The organism is Bacillus cereus group sp. BfR-BA-01309 (assembly GCF_022664315.1).
Taxonomy (GTDB): domain Bacteria; phylum Bacillota; class Bacilli; order Bacillales; family Bacillaceae_G; genus Bacillus_A; species Bacillus_A mobilis.
The window spans coordinates 19,758-39,752 of record NZ_JAKUHE010000014.1; the positions used below are offsets into that span (position 1 = coordinate 19,758).

Sequence of the window (19,995 nt, forward strand, 5' to 3'; positions counted from 1 at the left end):
TTGGGGAGTGTTCCCTGCTAGAAGGAGGAACAAAATGGAATACGTAATTGAGATGAACAATATTACAAAAGTATTCCCAGGCATTGTAGCGAATGATGATATTACGCTACAAGTAAAACAGGGAGAGATACACGCTTTACTTGGAGAAAATGGTGCAGGGAAATCGACATTGATGAATGTACTGTTCGGTTTGTATCAACCAGAACAGGGAGAAATTAAGATTAAAGGAAAACCTGTAAAAATTACAAATCCGAATATAGCAAATGACCTTGGTATTGGGATGGTCCATCAGCATTTTATGCTTGTTCATAATTTTACAGTTACAGAGAATATTATTCTTGGAAATGAGCCGAAGAACAAAGGAAGAATTGCTGTTGAAGAGGCTGCGAAAGAAATTAAACAATTATCTGAACAGTACGGTTTAGCAGTAGATCCAAATGCAAAGATTGAAGATATTTCGGTTGGGATGCAGCAAAGGGTTGAAATATTAAAGACGCTTTATCGTGGTGCCGAGATTTTAATATTTGATGAACCAACTGCGGTGCTAACTCCTCAAGAAATTCATGAGTTAATTCAAATTATGAAAAAGCTTGTGCAAGAAGGGAAATCTATCATTCTTATTACACATAAATTGAAAGAAATTATGGAAGTTTGTGATCGTTGCACAATTATTCGTAAAGGTAAAGGAATTGGTACAGTTGACGTTGCAGAAATGAATGAACATAAACTTGCAGAATTAATGGTCGGACGTCAAGTGAATTTTAAAACAGAAAAAATAGAGGCTAAACCGAAAGAAGAGGTTCTATCTGTTTCGAATATTGTCGTTCATGATGCACGCCAATTACCTGCTGTAAAAGGCCTTGACTTAACTGTTCGTGCAGGAGAAATCGTTGGTATTGCAGGGATTGATGGAAATGGACAAAGTGAATTAATAGAGGCAATTACTGGTTTACGAAAAGTTGAGTCAGGTTCTATTGCAATTAAAGGAAAAGAAATAACGAATTGGCCTGTTCGAAGAATTACAGAGGAAGGAATTGGTCATATTCCAGAAGATCGTCATAAACACGGTCTTGTGCTTGATTTTTCTGTTAGGGATAATATAGTTTTGCAAACGTACTATAAAAATCCATTCTCAAAGAAAGGGATTTTAAACTTTAGTCAAATCACACAAAAAGCGAAAGCGCTTATTGAACAGTTTGATGTGCGTACACCTGGTGAACACACATTAAGTCGTGCACTATCTGGTGGAAACCAGCAAAAGGCAATTATTGCACGTGAAGTGGATCGTAATCCAGATTTGTTGATTGCAGCACAGCCAACACGTGGTTTAGATGTAGGTGCGATTGAATTTATTCATAAAAAATTAATCGAGCAAAGAGATAAGGGGAAAGCAGTATTGCTTCTATCGCTAGAACTGGATGAAATTTTAAATGTAAGTGATCGAGTTGCTGTTATATATGAAGGGAAAATTGTAGCAATTGTGGATGCAAAAGAAACAAATGAACAACAGCTTGGTTTGTTGATGGCTGGCGGAACGGAGAAAGAGAAGGTGAGTACAAATGGCTAAAAATTTTTTAACGGAGCGAACAATTAATATTTTAGTTCCTGTATTATCCGTTATTTTTGGTTTACTTGTTGGTGCCATTGTAATGTTAGTTAGTGGATATGATCCGATTGTTGGGTATGCAGCGCTTTGGGAAGGAATGGTTGGAAATCCACAAGCGATTGGTGAAACATTACGTACGATGATTCCGCTTGTATTAGCAGGACTTTCTGTAGCATTTGCATTCCGTACTGGTCTTTTTAATATCGGAGTAGAAGGGCAGTTATTAGTTGGCTGGCTGGCTGCTGTTTGGTTTGGATATGCAGTATCATTACCGGCAATTTTACATATTCCGTTGTCAATTTTAGTAGCAGCAATAGCTGGTGGGCTATGGGGGTTTATCCCGGGATATTTGAAAGGGAAATTTAAAGTAAATGAAGTAATCGTAACGATTATGATGAATTATATTGCACTTTACGTGACGTATGATTTAATTAAGCGCTTTTTACATGAGGCGAATGAGAAGTCATATGATATAAAATCTAGTGCTTCTTTATCTTCTGAATGGTTAGCTTCTTTAACAGATGGTTCTCGTTTGCACTGGGGGATTGTCGTAGCGATATTAGTAGCAATTGTTATGTGGTTCTTATTGGACAGAACGACATTAGGATACGAATTGAAATCTGTTGGATTTAATCAACATGCTTCTCAGTATGCGGGTATGAAAGTTTCTCGAAATGTTGTACTATCTATGACGATTGCGGGTGCATTTGCAGGGATTGGTGGTGCTATGGAAGGGCTTGGTACATTCCAAAACATGACAGCGATGTCTTCGTTTACTGGTATCGGATTTGATGGGATTGCTGTAGCGCTTCTAGGGGGAAATAATCCATTTGGCATATTATTAGCAGCTTTACTGTTCGGTGGTTTGAAAAGTGCAGCCCCACAAATGAATTTTGAAGCGGATGTACCTTCTGAGTTAATTAACGTTATTATTGCATGTATTATTTTCTTTGTAGCGTGCAGTTATGTTTTACGCTGGGCACTTACACGCATGAGCAAGGAGGGGAAATAAATGAGCTTTTTAGATATTTTAGCCATTCTTGTGACGGGTACGTTATATACGGCAGCGCCACTTATTTTTACGGCGTTAGGTGGAGTGTTCAGTGAACGTTCTGGGGTTGTAAATATAGCGTTGGAAGGTTTAATGTTATTTGGTGCATTTACTGGTATCGTTACAACGTTATTAATGGGTGATACGTGGGGAGCGATGACTCCTTGGATCGCGTTATTATTTGCAGCGATTGGTAGTGGATTATTTGCACTTCTTCATGCGGTAGCATCTATTACATTCCGTGCGGATCAAGTAGTGAGCGGGGTAGCGATTAACTTCTTAGCTCTTGGTTTAACAGTATTTGCGATTAAGAAAATCTTTGGCAAAGGACAGACTGATTTCATTCAATACCGTATTGAAAAAATCGATGTTCCGGGTCTTTCGGATGTTCCGGTAATCGGAAAAATCTTTTTCTCAAATGTACCGTTAACATCATATATTGCTATTATTTTAGCGTTTGTTGTTTGGTATATCATTTATAAAACGCCGTTCGGCCTTCGTCTTCGTGCGGTTGGTGAACATCCAATGGCAGCAGATACGATGGGTATTAATGTTTATAAAATGCGTTATATTGCAGTTTGTATATCTGGAATGTTTGCAGGAGTAGGTGGAGCGGTCTTCGCAATGTCGATCTCTGGTAACTTCTCAGGTGCTACAATTACTGGACAAGGTTTCTTAGCGCTAGCAGCTATGATTTTCGGTAAATGGAATCCACTTGGTGCTCTTGGAGCGGCTCTGTTCTTCGGGTTTGCTCAATCACTAGGAATAACGGGTGGTACGATTCCGGTACTAAAAGAAATTCCAAGTGTATTCTTAACGATATTGCCATATGTATTCACAATATTAGCACTTGTTGGTTTTGTAGGTCGTTCTGAAGCTCCGAAAGCATTAGGAACACCTTATGAAAAAGGAAAACGATAAGTATAAAAAAAGCTCGCACATTAGTGCGGGCTTTTTTACATAGACTATATTTAATACGGAATTTTACGATGTTCCTTACAAATGAAAGTTTTTAGAAAGAGCCTAATGTAAGTATAGTGAGGAAGAAAAGTTGATTTTTTATTTCTAAAAACTGTATATTGAAGAGGAATATTCCTACATACGTAAAGGAGGGCTATAAATGAAACTAATGGAACAACAGTTACATGAGTTAGGTGGTTTACGAGTACATATTATTCCAACAGATAAATATAAAACAAATACTTTTGTATTTCGTTTGAAAGCACCTTTAAATGAGGAGACGGTGACAGAGCGTGCCCTATTGCCATACGTATTGCAAAGTGCGACAGAAAAGCTTCCTTCTGTAATTCGTCTTCGTCAATATTTAGAAGAATTATACGGATCTTCTTTGGCAGTAGATGTAAGTAAAAAAGGTGAAGACCATATTATTTCTATTTATGTGGACATTGCAAATGAAGTATATTTGCATGATGCACCACCGTTATTTGAAAAAGCGCTTTCTATGTTATCGGATATAGTTTTACATCCAGCGACAGAGGGGAACGGTTTTCTACCTTCTATCGTAGAAAGTGAAAAAAGAGCGCTCTTGCAACGAATTGAAGCTACGTATGATGATAAAATGCGCTATGCAAACGAGCGTTTAATTGAAGAAATGTGCAAAGTAGAACCATATCGTTTAAGTGCAAATGGGAAAAAAGAGAGTGTTTCTTCTATTACAAATGAAAGTTTGTATCAATATTATCAAAAAGTGTTAGCGGAAGATGAAATGGATCTATACATTATTGGTGATATTTCAGAAAACGCAGTTGATCTTGTAAGTAAGTATTTTTCTATTTCAGCGCGTCCTGCGAGAGAAAGAAATGTACTTCTTCATAAGAGAAATAATGAAGAAAAAGAAGTTGTAGAAAAACAAGAATTAAAACAAAGTAAATTACACATCGGTTATCGTACGTTTATTACGTATAAAGACGAAGATTATTTTGCACTGCAATTGTTCAATGGACTGTTTGGAGGATTTTCTCATTCGAAGTTATTCGTTAACGTTCGTGAAAAAAATAGTTTAGCCTACTATGCAGCATCCCGTTTTGAAAGTCATAAAGGCTTATTGTTTGTTATGTCAGGGATCGAAGCGAAAAATTATGAAAAAGCTGTTGAGATTATTAAAGAACAAATGTTAGCGATGCAAAATGGTGATTTTTCTGAAGAAGAGATGCACCAAACGAAAAGTGTCATTCAAAATCAAATATTAGAGGCGATTGATACACCGCGCGGATTTGTGGAAATGTTGTATCATGGTATTATTTCAGAGCGTACGCGTCCGGTTGAAGAATGGCTTACAGGTATTGAAAGTGTGACGAAAGAAGAGATTGTGAAAGTTGCTAAAAATATTGAACTAGATACAATTTACTTTTTACAAGGAACGGAGGGAGAATAAATGGAGAAAATTGTTTATGAGCAATTAAAAGAGACACTCTATTATGAAAAACTTCCTAATGGATTAGATGTATATATTTTACCTAAGCAAGGATTTAATAAAACATTTGCAACGTTTACGACAAAATATGGTTCTATGGATAATACATTCGTACCCTTAGGTAAAGAAGAAATGATTCGTGTGCCTGATGGAATTGCTCATTTTCTTGAGCATAAATTATTTGAAAAAGAAGATCATGATGCTTTCCAATTGTTTAGCAAACAAGGAGCATCGGCAAATGCTTTTACATCTTTCACAAGAACAGCTTACCTTTTTTCATGTACATCAAATGTAGAACAAAATTTAAATACATTGCTAAACTTCGTACAAGAGCCTTACTTCTCTGAAAAAACAGTTGAAAAAGAGAAGGGGATTATTGGGCAAGAAATTCAAATGTATCAAGATAATCCAGATTGGCGCTTATACTTTGGTTTAATTGATAGCTTGTTTGTAAAGCACCCAATTAAAATTGATATTGCAGGGACAATCGAGTCTATTAGTAAAATTACAAAAGACCTATTATATGAATGTTATGAAACATTTTATCATCCGAGCAATATGTTACTATTTGTTGTGGGTGCAATTGATCCAGAAAAAACAATGGATTTAGTACGTGAAAATCAAGCGAAAAAAGACTATAAAAACCAATCAGAAATTGTACGTTCATTTGAAGAAGAACCAGATGAAGTAAATGAAAAGAAAAAAATTATTTCAATGCCAGTACAAACACCGAAATGTTTAGTGGGTATTAAGGCGACGAATTTAAAAGAAAAAGGGAAAGCCCTTTTAAAACAAGAAATTGCGCTTACGTTACTTTTAGATTATTTATTTGGAAAAAGCTCCGTTCATTACGAATCTTTATATAATGAAGGGCTTATTGATGATTCGTTCTCGTATGATTATACGGAAGAGAATAACTTCGGTTTTGCAATGGTTGGCGGCGATACGAAGCAACCTGATAAACTGGAAGAGCGTTTGAAAGGTATTTTATTAAATACCAATTATGATCAATTAGATGAGGCGGCATTAGAACGAGTAAAGAAAAAGAAAATAGGTGGCTTTTTACGCTCCTTGAATTCACCGGAATATATTGCAAATCAGTTTACACGATATGCATTTAATGAATCGAGTCTGTTTGAAGCATTAACGGTATTAGAAGGGTTAACTGTTCAAGATTTACAAGAGGTAGCGAAAACATTAGTATCAGAAGAAAGAATGAGCGTTTGTCAGGTTTTACCGAAGAAATAAAAGGTTTTATAAAAATACCCTCATCTTATCATAGAGAAATGATAAGATGAGGGTATTATTTAGTTGTATGAAAATGAGTTTGTAAAGATAAGAGAGGGAATTTATGGAAAAATATGCATTAGTAACTGGAGGCAGCGGAGGGATTGGCTCTGCTATTTCAAAACAATTAATTCAAGATGGATATACAGTATATGTTCATTATAATAACAGTGAAGAGAAAGTGAATGAGTTGCAGAAAGAATGGGGTGAAGTAATTCCTGTTCAAGCGAATTTGGCTGCTAGTGATGGGACAGAGCAATTGTGGGGGCAAATTGAACATCCTCTTGATGTTATCGTATATGCAGCTGGGAAGAGTATATTTGGACTCGTAACAGATGTAACGAACGATGAATTGAACTATATGGTAGAACTTCAAGTGAAGAGCATCTATAAACTATTATCTATGGCACTGCCATCTATGATTCAGCGGAGAAGCGGCAATATTGTACTTATTTCGTCTATATGGGGCCAAATTGGTGCATCATGTGAAGTGCTTTACTCGATGGTAAAAGGTGCACAAAATTCATATGTGAAAGCTTTAGCAAAAGAAGTTTCATTAAGTGGATTAAGGGTTAACGCGGTGGCACCAGGTGCGATTGAAACGGAAATGTTACATGTATTTTCAGAAGAGGATAAGAATGGAATTGCTGAAGAGATTCCGTTAGGCAGGTTGGGATTACCAGAAGAAGTAGCGAAAACAGTGTCATTCCTCGTATCGCCAGGTGCATCTTACATAACGGGACAAATTATCGGAGTGAACGGCGGTTGGCATTGCTAAAAATTTCTTACATAAAAAATAAAAAACTGTACAAATTAAGCATGATTCTATTACTAAGTAGTGAGGTGCTTACACATGTCAGTTTTAGATAATTTTGATCAATGGAAGAGCTTTTTAGGAGAACGATTAGAACAGGCATCAGGAAAAGGTCTTGATGGCGGTGCTGTATCAGATATGGCATTTCGTGTTGGAGATTATTTAGCAAATGAAGTAGAAGCGCGCAACGATCAAGAAAAATTATTGTCTGAGCTTTGGAAAGTTGCTGATGAACAAGAGCAACATACAATCGCAAACTTGATGGTGAAGTTTGTACAACATAAGTAAAAAATAGAGAGGAGAATCTCCTCTCTATTTTTTTTGTATAATAATAACGCGGGTTAGATTATACATTTAGCTTCCCTATTAAGGTGAAATCATATAATATAGTACGTAGGTGTAAAGTAAGCAAGGGGAGTGATCTTGGATGATTGAATGGTATTTTGAATATGAAATACATAAAAACCGACCTGGCTTGCTTGGTGACGTTTCTTCGTTAATCGGTATGCTCGGCATTAATATTGTCACAATTAATGGTGTAGATAATGCACGACGTGGATTACTCCTTATGTGTGATAATCAAGAGCAAATCTCTAGACTTGAATCAATTTTAAATACGATGGATAACATAACGGTAACGAAATATCGTCCGCCAAAGCTAAGAGATAAGCTAGCGGTTAGACATGGTAGGTACATACAACGAGATGCAGATGATAAGAAGACATTTCGATTTGTACGTGATGAATTAGGGTTACTTGTAGACTTTATGGCTGAAATCATGAAAAAAGAAGGTCATAAACTAATCGGGATACGAGGAATGCCTCGTGTCGGAAAAACAGAATCCATTGTTGCCGCAAGTGTTTGTGCAAATAAAAGATGGTTATTTGTATCATCTACTCTTATTAAGCAAACTGTTCGTAGTCAATTGATTGAAGATGAGTATAGCGACGACAATATTTTCATCTTAGATGGAATCGTGTCAACAAAGCGTGCTAACGAAAGGCATTGGCAGCTTGTTCGTGAAATTATGAGATTACCTGCAACGAAAGTTGTGGAACATCCTGACGTATTTGTGAGTCAGTCAGAATACACATTGGATGATTTTGATTATATTATCGAGTTGCGTAACGATTATGATGAAGAAATTCAATATAATTTAGTAGATGAAATTGAGCAAGGTACGCAAAATAATTTCTCTATGTTTGACTTTTAAAGAAATATTGAGGTGTTAGTAGTGACAGAATTAGGACAAAAGCTGAAAGAAGCAAGAGGAACGAAAGGCTTGTCTATTGATCAGCTGCATGAGATTACAAAAATTCAAAAACGCCATTTAGTAGCGATTGAGGAAGGCAATTATGATGTATTGCCAGGAGCTTTTTATGCGCGTGCATTCATTAAACAATACGCAGATGCGGTTGGATTAAATGGAGAGGAACTGCTTGTAGAATATCAGAGTACGATACCACAATCTGAAAAACGCGATGTTCCACAAGTATCAACAGGACAAAAAACACAAGAAACAATGCAAAAATCTTCATCATGGCCAATTGCAGATCATATGCCGAAAATTTTAGTTGCGTTGTTAGTAATCGCATTTGGAGTGGTAATTTGGTTTGTTTTCCAAGCGTTAACTGGAAAAGGTGATGAGAAAGTTCCGAACGCTCAAAGTGAGAAAATTGAGGTTAAAAAAGCAGAAAACTCTCCGTTAGATACAAAGAAAGATGAAGTGAAAGCGGAAGAGCCTAAAAAAGAGGAACCAAAGAAAGAAGAGCCAAAGAAAGAGGAACAACCAGCACAGCCAACTGGACAAGAAGAAGTGAAAGTAGTTGGGACAACTGGTAAAGTATCTACTTTGGAAATTCATAATAATAAAACATTAGAACTGGAAATATCGGGTAAAGGTGCGAGTTATGTAGATGTTAAAGATGATACTGGGAAGGTAATTCTAAACACTACAGTACAAGAGGGTCAAATAGAAAAACATGATGTATCAACAGTAAAAGAAGTGCGACTTAATATTGGAAATGCAACGAATATTGAAGTTAAACTGAATGGCCAAGTGGTCGCTTATCCATTGGATCCAGAAAAAGAACTTCACCAAAGATTGGTGATAAAAAACCAAGGGATAGAGCAACCTGCACAATAACAGTCATCGCTTCGATGACTTTTTTCAATGAACAAATGTTTTTGATATGATGGAGGAATAGCTGTGAATTTACCAAATAAAATTACAATATCTAGAATCTTCTTAATTCCAATTTTTATGGTAATTATGTTAGCGCCCTTTGATTGGGGTTCATACACAATTGGTGATGTTGATTTACCAATTCAACATTTAGTAGGGGCACTGATCTTTATTATTGCTTCGGCTACAGATTGGATTGATGGATATTACGCAAGAAAGTATAATCTTGTAACGAATTTAGGGAAGTTCCTTGATCCGTTAGCTGATAAATTACTTGTTTCAGCAGCACTTATCACGTTAGTTGAGATGCAATATGTACCTGCTTGGATCGTTATTTTAATTATAAGCCGTGAGTTTGCAGTAACAGGTTTACGCCTTGTACTTGCTGGAACAGGAGAAGTAGTGGCAGCAAATCAGTTAGGGAAAATTAAGACGTGGACACAAATTATTGCAATTGCAGCGTATTTATTACACGATGTACCTTTAAATTTAATCCATATTCCAGTTGCTGATATCTTTATATGGATTGCATTATTCTTTACTGTTATTTCAGGGTGGGATTATTTCTGGAAAAATAGAGCTGCTTTTGTAAACTCAAAATAGAAGTTTATGGGGGAATTGGGATGAATGCTGAAATTATTGCAGTTGGAACTGAATTATTACTTGGACAAATTGCAAATACAAATGCCCAGTTTTTATCTGAAAAGTTAGCTTCAATTGGAATTAATGTGTACTACCATACTGTAGTTGGAGATAATAACAAGCGATTACAGCAGGCAATTGAAGTTGCGGAAGAACGTGCTGACATGCTTATTTTCACAGGTGGGTTAGGCCCGACAAAAGATGATTTGACGAAAGAAACGATATCTTCTGGTTTGGGTGGAGAGCTGGTGTATGATGAACAGGCATTAGCATCGATAAGTGAGTACTTTAAGCGTACAGGTCGCGAGTTCACAGAGAATAATAAAAAGCAGGCGCTCGTTTTGAATGGAGCAACTGTATTTGCGAATGATCACGGCATGGCACCTGGTATGGGGTTAAATAAGAACGGAAAAGTTTATATTTTATTACCAGGACCACCGAAAGAGATGAAGCCGATGTATATAAGTTATGTAGAGCCTTTTTTACGTAACTTTACAACAGGAGAAAACATTTATTCTCGCGTGCTTCGTTTCTTCGGGATTGGGGAATCTCAATTAGAAGTGAAAGTTCAAGATTTAATTGATGGACAAACGAATCCGACAATCGCCCCCCTTGCGAATGATGGAGAAGTGACACTACGTTTAACTGCCAAACATCAAAATGCTGATGAAGCGGCGAAACTCATTCAGCATATGGAAGATTTGATTTTAGAAAGAGTAGGAGAATTTTTCTACGGGTATGATCAAGAGTTTCTGCATGATAAGGCGATAGAGTTATTGAAGAAAAAAGAATTAACTTTAGCGTGTGCAGAAAGTTTAACCGGTGGACTCTTCGGGAATCAAGTAACAGAAAGTGTTGGTGTGTCTTCAGTATTTAAAGGCGGTGTCATTTGTTATCATAATGATGTGAAGCAACATGTTTTACATGTACCTGAGGAAGTGTTGTCTACTGATGGTGCAGTAAGTAAAGAATGTGCTCGTTATCTTGCTGAAAATGTTAAGGGTTTATTAAAAGCAGATATCGGCATTAGTTTCACTGGGGTAGCAGGACCGGATGTTTCAGAACATAAAGAGCCGGGAACAGTATTCGTTGGATTGGCGATGAAGGATGAACCAACTGTAGTCTTTCCTCTTAATTTAAGTGGAAGTCGTCAACAAATTAGGGAACGTTCGGCGAAATATGGATTTTATCATTTATATAAAAAGCTAGAAGAGATATGAGTCTCTTCTAGCTTTTTTTAATGCTTAAATGCAGTTTTATTTAATGGAAAATAAAAAAATCGAATAAATGTTCGATTTTTGTTGGCAAATTGAATTGAAAATAGGTATAATGAGATTAGCAATTCAGTTAAGGAGGAATTTTGAATGAGTGATCGTCAAGCGGCATTAGATATGGCGTTAAAACAAATAGAGAAGCAATTTGGTAAAGGTTCAATTATGAAATTAGGAGAACAAGCGGAGCGTAGAGTTTCTACAATTTCAAGTGGTTCTTTAGCACTTGATGTGGCACTAGGGGTAGGCGGATACCCACGTGGCCGTATTATTGAAATTTACGGACCTGAAAGTTCAGGTAAAACAACAGTTTCATTACACGCAATCGCTGAAGTACAGCGTCAAGGTGGACAAGCAGCGTTCATTGATGCGGAGCATGCGATGGATCCTGTATATGCACAAAAATTAGGCGTTAACATAGATGAATTACTATTATCACAACCTGATACAGGGGAGCAAGGACTAGAAATCGCAGAAGCACTTGTACGAAGTGGCGCGGTTGATATTATCGTAATTGACTCTGTAGCAGCTCTTGTACCGAAAGCTGAGATTGAAGGAGACATGGGTGACTCACACGTAGGTTTACAAGCTCGTTTAATGTCTCAAGCACTTCGTAAACTTTCAGGTGCAATTAATAAATCAAAAACAATCGCAATCTTTATTAACCAAATTCGTGAAAAAGTTGGGGTTATGTTCGGGAACCCAGAAACAACTCCAGGTGGTCGTGCGTTGAAATTCTATTCAACAGTTCGTCTTGAAGTACGTCGTGCGGAGCAATTAAAGCAAGGTAATGACATCGTTGGTAATAAAACGAAAGTAAAAGTAGTTAAGAATAAAGTAGCACCACCATTCCGTGTTGCTGAAGTTGATATTATGTACGGAGAAGGTATTTCAAGAGAAGGTGAAATCTTAGATATGGCTTCTGAACTTGATATCGTTCAAAAGAGTGGTGCTTGGTACTCTTATAATGAAGAGCGTTTAGGACAAGGTCGTGAAAATTCGAAGCAATTCTTAAAAGAGAATACGGATTTAAGAGAAGAAATTGCCTTCTTTGTTCGTGATCATCACGGAATTGGTGAAGACTCTGGTGTGGAAGACACGGAAGATTCAAATCTTCAAGATTAAAAAATAAAAGACACGGTCCCGTGTCTTTTATTTTTAATTATTATGAAAGCGTTGTATATCGTTGACGAAAAAATATTTAATCTGCTTAAAAGGCTATGTATAAAGAGGAATATATGCATGTTTTATATGAATAAACTGGAATTTACTAAGGTTTTCCAGGATAATATGCTGTCTGCTTTTTAAATTCATATATGAATTAGGGCTGAAGGTAAAGAAAGTAAAAGTAGACAACGCTTGACAATGAAAATTGCGATAGATACAATGAGAATGTATATTTTTTCTTATATACGAAATACTCTTCTCAAGAAGAGAAGTAATATTCGGAGTAAGACTTAAATCTTGCCGAAATAATAATATGACATTTTAATTGTGAAATGAAGAAAGTCCCTTAAAAAAGTGGGACGACGGTCTTTGCTGTATGTTGGTATTCAATGTACATGCCGACAGTCTTTTTTCATTCATAGCAAGGGGAGGTGAAATCATGAGTAGTACAGTTTGGATACTCATCTCCATTTTGCTTGCAACAGTCGGTGCAGTTGTTGGCTTTTTTGTTCGAAAGTCTATTGCTGAAGCGAAGATTAATGGTGCAGCTAATGAAGCGAAACGTATTCTAGATGAAGCGAATCGTGAGGCTGAAGCACTTAAGAAAGAAGCGCTTTTAGAAGCAAAGGATGAAATTCATACACTTCGTACAGAAGCTGAATTAGAAATTCGTGACCGTAGAAGCGAATTACAAAAACAAGAAAATCGTTTAATGCAAAAAGAAGAGAACCTTGATCGTAAAGACGAAACGCTCGATAAACGCGAGCTGCAGTTAGAAAAGAAAGAGGATTCTCTTGTAGCGAGACAACAACAGATTGAAGAGTTGGAAAGCAAAGTGGGAGAGTTAGTTCAAAAGCAACAAACAGAATTAGAGCGCATTTCCAATCTGACACGCGAACAAGCGAAAGCAATTATTCTTGGTAAAGTAGAAAGTGAAGTTTCTCATGAAATTGCCGTAATGGTAAAAGAAAGTGAAGTTCGTGCGAAAGAAGAAGCGGATAAGAAAGCAAAAGAAATCTTATCTCTTGCAATGCAAAGATGTGCAGCTGATCATGTTGCTGAAACAACCGTTTCGGTTGTAAATCTTCCAAATGACGAAATGAAGGGACGTATTATCGGACGTGAAGGTCGAAATATTCGTACGTTAGAAACGTTAACAGGTATTGACCTTATTATCGATGATACACCAGAAGCGGTTATTCTTTCTGGATTCGACCCAATTCGTCGTGAAACAGCTCGTATCGCTCTTGATAAACTAGTACAGGACGGACGTATTCACCCAGCGCGTATTGAAGAGATGGTCGAAAAATCAAGACGTGAAGTGGACGAGTATATTCGCGAAGTCGGAGAGCAAACAACGTTTGAAGTGGGTGTTCACGGATTACATCCAGATTTAATTAAGATTTTAGGTCGTTTAAAATACCGTACAAGTTACGGACAAAACGTCTTAAAACACTCTATGGAAGTTGCATATTTAACTGGACTTATGGCAGCAGAGCTTGGTGAGGATGAAAAACTAGCAAGACGTGCTGGTCTATTACATGATATCGGTAAAGCGATTGACCATGAAGTAGAAGGTAGCCACGTTGAAATTGGTGTCGAACTCGCAACGAAATATAAAGAGCATCCTGTAGTTATAAACAGTATTGCATCTCACCATGGGGACACAGAACCAACTTCTATCATTGCAGTTTTAGTTGCAGCAGCAGATGCATTATCAGCTGCAAGACCTGGAGCTCGTAGTGAAACGCTTGAAAACTATATTCGTCGTCTTGAAAAGTTAGAAGAAATTTCAGAGTCTTATGAAGGCGTAGAAAAATCTTTCGCAATTCAAGCAGGACGAGAAGTTCGTATTCTGGTAAAACCAGATACAATTGATGATTTAGAAGCTCATCGTTTAGCTCGTGATATTCGAAAACGTATTGAAAATGAACTGGATTACCCAGGACATATTAAAGTAACTGTTATTCGTGAAACACGTGCAGTGGAATACGCAAAATAAAGTGGTGAAACACCACTTTATTTTTTTGTGTTGGAATTGGTTAAAATAAAGGAAATTAGCATACAAGTGAAACAAACTTTATTGTAAGGGAATCACTTGAAGCTATAGTAATAAAAAATGTAGTACATAGGAAGGGTAAGACATATGAGAATATTATTTGTTGGGGATGTAGTAGGATCTCCTGGTAGAGGTATGATTCAACAATACGTACCGGCATTAAAGAAAAAATATACACCTACAGTAACCATTATTAATGGAGAAAATGCAGCAGGTGGACGTGGAATTACGGAAAAAATATATCGAAACTTTTTAGAATGCGGGGCACAAGCGGTTACACTTGGAAACCACGCTTGGGATAACCGTGAAGTATTTGAATTTATTGATGATGCAAAATATCTTGCAAGACCAGCTAACTTCCCAGAAGGAACTCCAGGAAAAGGACTTATCTTTGTGAACTGTAATGGAACAGAAGTTGCAGTTATTAACTTACAAGGACGTACATTCCTTCCTCCAATTGATTGCCCATTCCGTAAAGTGGATGAATTAATAAACATTGCAAAAAAACGTACGAATATTATCTTTATTGATTTCCATGCGGAAACTACAAGTGAAAAACAAGCGTTAGGTTGGTATGTAGATGGTAGTGCTACAGCAGTAGTAGGTACACATACACATGTTCCTACAGCAGATAATCGTATTTTACCAAGCGGAACGGCATATATCACAGATGTTGGTATGACAGGTCCTTACGATGGGATTTTAGGTATGGACCGAGAAGCAGTATTGAAGAAGTTTTTAACAAACTTACCAGTACGATTTGAAGTGACAAGTGGTAGAACACAATTAAGTGCAGTGTTAGTTGATGTGGATCCTAATACAGGAAAAGCTAAGAAAATTCAACGTATCTTAATTAATGATGATCAACCATTTTTTGAGTAATTTCTAGGTAAAAATTAGAAAAGTTATTATTTTTTAATTTTTTAGAAAAATTACAGAAATTTAGCAGGAATACGCGTCATTCCTCGTGAATATAAGTTAAAGTGAAATAATTGCTAATACTTTTTATAGAAACGAGGAGGAAACGCGGAATGGAAATATTAAAAGTTAAAGCAACGTCGGTCCCTAATTCTGTAGCTGGTGCACTTGCAGGTGTTATTCGCGAACGCGGAACAGCAGAAATTCAAGCCATTGGTGCAGGTGCATTGAACCAAGCGGTAAAGGCAGTAGCAATTGCAAGAGGATTTGTAGCGCCTAGTGGTTTGGACCTGATTTGTATCCCAGCATTCACAGATATTATGATTGATGGGGAAGAGCGTACAGCAATAAAATTAATTGTAGAACCTCGTTAAGTTTAAACAACCTGTTTGCAGTATGCAAACAGGTTGTTTTTATAATGGAGGAATGGAAATGAAAATTTTTGATGCTCATTGTGATGTACTCTTTCAGTTATGGAGTGCACAGGGGAAAAAGAATTTTAAAAACGATCCGCAATTACATATTACATTTGAAGAATTAAAGAAAAGAAAAGGGAGTATACAATGTTTTGCTATATATGTGCCAGAAACGGTGCTATATGAAAAACGCTTTGAAGTAGCATTACAGATGGTCGATATTTTTTATAATGAAATTTTATCATTACCGGGTGTGAAGTTTATTCAGACGAAAGATGATATTAACATGTTAAAACAGGACGAGATTGGAGCGATATTAACACTAGAAGGATGCGAAGCAATTGGAAAAGATGCAATGAAATTACGGTTGTTTTATCGTCTAGGAGTACGTTCTTTTGGACTAACATGGAATTATGCCAATTTATTAGCTGATGGTGCGCTAGAGACACGTGGGGCGGGTTTAACGACCTTTGGTAAACATGTTGTACAAGAACTTAATACGGTACATGTATGGACTGATGTGTCTCATCTGAATGAAAGAAGCTTTTGGGATGTGATAGAAATTGCAAAAAATCCTATTGCCTCCCATTCAAATTGTATGAAACTTTGTCAGCACCCGCGTAATTTAAAAGATGAACAACTTAGAGCTCTTATAAAGCGAAATAGCATGATTGGTGTTACTTTTGTACCACAGTTTCTAACAAGTGAAAAACAAGCGAATATAGCGGATATAGTAAACCATATCGAATATATTTGTTCATTAGGTGGAGAGAACAATATAGGATTTGGTTCGGATTTTGATGGGATTTTAGAAACAGTTGTAAATGTATCAGCGTATAGAGAATACGAAAATGTAATAAATGAGCTTTGTAAACACTATGCAGCATCTACTGTAGAGCGATTTTTATATGATAATTTTGTGGAACGTATAAGCTTTTAAGATTTTTGTTTTAAAAATCCAGAAAAATTAGAATTAATTCATTTGATATTATTGCTTTTTTTAAGACCTAATACTAGAATGAAAAACAAAATAGCTTTATACTAAAGATTCAGGGAAATCAGAAGAGGCATAATTTGCGTCCGTTGTAGTTTATTTGTATAAAAAATGCTAAACTATTACTGTAAAAAAATACACTACAATGAATGCAGCCAAAAGGGGTGTAGGAGATGATTAGTCAACTTTCATGGAAAGTTGGAGGCCAACAAGGTGAAGGAATTGAAAGTACAGGAGAAATCTTCTGTATTGCATTAAACCGATTAGGGTATTACCTATACGGTTACCGCCACTTCTCATCACGTATTAAAGGCGGCCATACAAATAATAAAATTCGTGTAAGTACAACAGAAGTACGCGCGATCTCAGATGATTTAGATATTTTAATTGCTTTTGATCAAGAAACTATTGATTTTAACTTCCACGAACTACGTCCAGGTGGAATTGTAGTTGCGGATGCGAAATTTAATCCGACAATACCTGATAATACAGATGTAAATCTATATGTGATACCGTTTACAGATATTGCTTCAGAATTAGGCACTTCATTAATGAAAAACATGGTTGCTGTTGGGGCATCAAGTGCGGTATTAGGATTAGATGAAACAGCTTATCTAGATGTTGTTGAAGAGATCTTTGGTCGTAAAGGAGAGCAAGTTGTTCAAAAGAATATGGACGCAATTAAGCGCGGCTCTCAATATATGAAAGAATTGCTAGGTGAAAAAGTAAACATGATGCAGCTTGAAAAAGCTGATGGTAAGAAACGTATGTTTATGATTGGAAACGATGCAATCGCATTTGGTGCCGTAGCTGGTGGTGCTCGCTTTATGTCTGCATATCCAATTACACCTGCATCTGAAATTATGGAATACTTAATTAAAAAATTGCCAAAAGTTGGCGGGACAGTAATCCAAACTGAGGATGAAATCGCAGCTTGTACAATGGCAATCGGTGCAAACTATGCTGGTGTTCGTACATTAACTGCATCTGCTGGTCCGGGTCTATCTTTAATGATGGAAGCGATTGGTTTAGCAGGTATTACAGAAACACCATTAGTAATTGTTGATACACAACGTGGTGGTCCAAGTACAGGATTACCAACGAAACAAGAGCAGTCTGATTTAATGGCGATGATTTACGGTACGCACGGTGAGATTCCAAAAATCGTAATGGCGCCAAGTACAGTTGAAGAAGCTTTCTATGATATTGTAGAAGCATTTAACTTAGCTGAAGAATATCAAGTTCCTGTTATTTTCTTAACGGATTTACAGCTTTCTTTAGGGAAACAAACGGTAGAACCGCTTACTTTAGATAAAGTGGAAATTCGTCGCGGTAAGCTTGATTTAGAAGCGGAATTACCAGAACGTGAAAATAAAGCATACTTCAAGCGTTATGAAGTAACAGAAGATGGCGTTTCACCACGTGTTTTACCTGGTATGAAAAATGGTGTTCACCATGTTACAGGTGTAGAGCATGATGAAACTGGTAAACCATCTGAATCAGCAATAAACCGTAAAGATCAAATGGACAAACGTTTCCGTAAAATGGAGAACTTGAAGTTTAATACCCCTGTTTATAAAAATGTTAAGCATGAAGAAGCAGACGTATTGCTTGTTGGATTTAACTCAACTCGTGGCGCGATCGAAGAAGCAATGGAGCGCTTAGAACAAGAGGGTATGAAAGTAAACCATGCTCATGTGCGTTTAATTCACCCGTTCCCAACAGCTGAAATCGATCCACTTGTGAAAAATGCGAAGCGTGTTGTAGTGGTAGAAAACAACGCAACAGGTCAGCTTGCTAACATTATGAAAATGAATCTTGGTAACGGTGAGAAAATTTCTAGTCTTTTAAAATATGATGGGAACCCATTCTTGCCGAAAGAGATTTACAACGAATGCAAAAAAGGGGTTGTATTAAATGGCAACATTTAAGGACTTTCGTAACAGTGTAAAACCAAACTGGTGCCCAGGTTGCGGAGACTTCTCGGTGCAAGCTGCAATTCAACGTGCGGCAGCTAACGTTGGCTTAAATCCAGATGAACTTGCTGTTATTTCTGGTATCGGCTGTTCAGGTCGTATTTCAGGTTATATTAATTCATATGGTGTGCATAGTATTCATGGTCGTGCCCTTCCAATTGCACAAGGTGTAAAAATGGCAAATCGTGATTTAACAGTTATCGCATCAGGTGGCGATGGTGATGGATTTGCGATTGGTATGGGACATACAATCCATTCTATTCGTCGTAACATCGACATTACGTACATCGTAATGGATAACCAAATTTACGGATTAACAAAAGGGCAAACTTCACCACGTAGTGAAGCTGGATTTAAAACGAAGAGCACACCACAAGGTTCAATTGAGCCATCATTAAATGTTATGGAAATGGCTTTAACAGCTGGTGCGACATTTGTGGCGCAAAGCTTTTCAAGTGATTTGAAAGAATTAACACAAATTATTGAAGCTGGTATTAACCATAAAGGTTTTTCATTAATTAACGTATACAGCCCATGTGTTACTTACAATAAAGTAAATACTTACGATTGGTTTAAAGAGAATTTAACAAAACTAAGTACAGTAGAGGGATATGATCCATCTAATCGCATGATGGCTATGCAAACGTTAATGGAAAATAACGGATTAGTAACAGGTTTAATTTATCAAAATACAGCGCAACCTTCATATCAAGAACTTGTAAAAGGTTATAGTGAGAAGCCTTTAGTGCAAGCTGATTTAAATATGGATCAGAAAATGTTTGATGAACTTGTTGCTGAATTTATGTAATATAAGAAGAGGAGGTTGCCATGTGGCAGCCTTTTTTTATAAGAAAATATAGGATAGTCTTATTTACTTAGAAAATTCAGAATGGTAAAATAATATATAAATCGTTGTATGAAAATGGTGAGTTCATTGCTTATGAAATGTAAGATCCAAACAGAGCATCTTTCTTGTTAAAATTGGCGAAACGCTTCATACTATGGTAATGTTTATAAGGATAAAGCAATATGCTTTTGGGTAGGACAAAAAGAAATGTTAAAAGGGAATGTCTATTTGTGTGTGGGGAAGACTTCATTTTTATGAATGATTAGATTGACTACTCAAGTTTCAAAGGACAAGTTATCTCTCAAGCTATCTAACCATTTTTGAAGTG

At 36.7% G+C, this 19,995-nt stretch carries 18 protein-coding genes; all 18 read left to right on the top strand.

Translation table 11 applies throughout. The features are described 5' to 3' along the window. Nucleotides 1-34 precede the first annotated feature (34 nt). The 18 genes from MR115_RS22570 (at nucleotide 35) to MR115_RS22655 (ending at nucleotide 19,628) form a co-directional block, all read left to right on the top strand. A complete protein-coding gene (locus MR115_RS22570; RefSeq protein ID WP_242242858.1) occupies nucleotides 35-1,567 on the top strand; it encodes an ABC transporter ATP-binding protein in 1,533 nt (510 codons plus the stop codon). After that, nucleotides 1,560-2,618: an ABC transporter permease gene (locus MR115_RS22575; RefSeq protein ID WP_242242859.1), complete on the top strand. Its 1,059-nt coding sequence runs from the start codon at nucleotides 1,560-1,562 to the stop codon at nucleotides 2,616-2,618. Before MR115_RS22570 ends, MR115_RS22575 begins: the two co-directional genes overlap by 8 nt. Next, nucleotides 2,619-3,578: an ABC transporter permease gene (locus MR115_RS22580; RefSeq protein ID WP_242242860.1), complete on the top strand. Its 960-nt coding sequence runs from the start codon at nucleotides 2,619-2,621 to the stop codon at nucleotides 3,576-3,578. 199 nt (nucleotides 3,579-3,777) lie between these two features. Further along, nucleotides 3,778-5,052 carry an EF-P 5-aminopentanol modification-associated protein YfmF gene (gene yfmF / locus MR115_RS22585; RefSeq protein WP_063260402.1) on the top strand — a complete coding sequence of 425 codons (1,275 nt, stop codon included), beginning with the start codon at nucleotides 3,778-3,780 and terminating at the stop codon, nucleotides 5,050-5,052. Continuing rightward, nucleotides 5,053-6,339, top strand: a complete 1,287-nt coding sequence (yfmH, locus tag MR115_RS22590; RefSeq protein WP_242242861.1) for an EF-P 5-aminopentanol modification-associated protein YfmH — start codon at nucleotides 5,053-5,055, stop codon at nucleotides 6,337-6,339. A 103-nt stretch (nucleotides 6,340-6,442) separates the two neighbouring features. After that, nucleotides 6,443-7,156 (top strand): elongation factor P 5-aminopentanone reductase, encoded by a 714-nt coding sequence (ymfI, locus tag MR115_RS22595; protein WP_242242862.1) that lies wholly within the window; start codon nucleotides 6,443-6,445, stop codon nucleotides 7,154-7,156. Between the two features lie 75 nt (nucleotides 7,157-7,231). After that, complete coding sequence (locus MR115_RS22600) at nucleotides 7,232-7,480, top strand: DUF3243 domain-containing protein (protein WP_000114455.1); 249 nt, start codon at nucleotides 7,232-7,234, stop codon at nucleotides 7,478-7,480. Between the two features lie 139 nt (nucleotides 7,481-7,619). Beyond that, entirely contained in the window at nucleotides 7,620-8,405 is a 786-nt protein-coding gene (locus MR115_RS22605) for a DUF3388 domain-containing protein (RefSeq protein WP_000574107.1), read from the top strand. A 21-nt stretch (nucleotides 8,406-8,426) separates the two neighbouring features. Further along, nucleotides 8,427-9,338 (top strand): helix-turn-helix domain-containing protein, encoded by a 912-nt coding sequence (locus tag MR115_RS22610; RefSeq protein ID WP_242242863.1) that lies wholly within the window; start codon nucleotides 8,427-8,429, stop codon nucleotides 9,336-9,338. A 63-nt stretch (nucleotides 9,339-9,401) separates the two neighbouring features. Next, complete coding sequence (pgsA, locus tag MR115_RS22615; protein ID WP_242242864.1) at nucleotides 9,402-9,980, top strand: CDP-diacylglycerol--glycerol-3-phosphate 3-phosphatidyltransferase; 579 nt, start codon at nucleotides 9,402-9,404, stop codon at nucleotides 9,978-9,980. A gap of 20 nt (nucleotides 9,981-10,000) precedes the next feature. Further along, on the top strand, nucleotides 10,001-11,239 hold the full coding sequence (gene cinA, locus MR115_RS22620; RefSeq protein ID WP_242242865.1) for a competence/damage-inducible protein CinA: 1,239 nt from the start codon (nucleotides 10,001-10,003) through the stop codon (nucleotides 11,237-11,239). 144 nt (nucleotides 11,240-11,383) lie between these two features. Further along, a complete protein-coding gene (recA, locus tag MR115_RS22625) occupies nucleotides 11,384-12,415 on the top strand; it encodes a recombinase RecA (RefSeq protein WP_063260397.1) in 1,032 nt (343 codons plus the stop codon). A gap of 481 nt (nucleotides 12,416-12,896) precedes the next feature. Beyond that, nucleotides 12,897-14,459 carry a ribonuclease Y gene (gene rny / locus MR115_RS22630; protein WP_000099773.1) on the top strand — a complete coding sequence of 521 codons (1,563 nt, stop codon included), beginning with the start codon at nucleotides 12,897-12,899 and terminating at the stop codon, nucleotides 14,457-14,459. 144 nt (nucleotides 14,460-14,603) lie between these two features. Beyond that, a complete protein-coding gene (locus tag MR115_RS22635; RefSeq protein WP_242242866.1) occupies nucleotides 14,604-15,398 on the top strand; it encodes a TIGR00282 family metallophosphoesterase in 795 nt (264 codons plus the stop codon). A gap of 149 nt (nucleotides 15,399-15,547) precedes the next feature. Then, nucleotides 15,548-15,808 carry a stage V sporulation protein SpoVS gene (gene spoVS, locus MR115_RS22640; protein ID WP_000404341.1) on the top strand — a complete coding sequence of 87 codons (261 nt, stop codon included), beginning with the start codon at nucleotides 15,548-15,550 and terminating at the stop codon, nucleotides 15,806-15,808. Nucleotides 15,809-15,866: 58 nt separating this feature from the next. Further along, entirely contained in the window at nucleotides 15,867-16,790 is a 924-nt protein-coding gene (locus MR115_RS22645; RefSeq protein WP_242242867.1) for a dipeptidase, read from the top strand. A gap of 227 nt (nucleotides 16,791-17,017) precedes the next feature. After that, nucleotides 17,018-18,775 (top strand): 2-oxoacid:acceptor oxidoreductase subunit alpha, encoded by a 1,758-nt coding sequence (locus MR115_RS22650; RefSeq protein ID WP_000625413.1) that lies wholly within the window; start codon nucleotides 17,018-17,020, stop codon nucleotides 18,773-18,775. Next, nucleotides 18,762-19,628: a 2-oxoacid:ferredoxin oxidoreductase subunit beta gene (locus tag MR115_RS22655; RefSeq protein WP_000190158.1), complete on the top strand. Its 867-nt coding sequence runs from the start codon at nucleotides 18,762-18,764 to the stop codon at nucleotides 19,626-19,628. The genes MR115_RS22650 and MR115_RS22655 overlap by 14 nt, the downstream gene beginning before the upstream one ends. Nucleotides 19,629-19,995 lie beyond the last annotated feature (367 nt).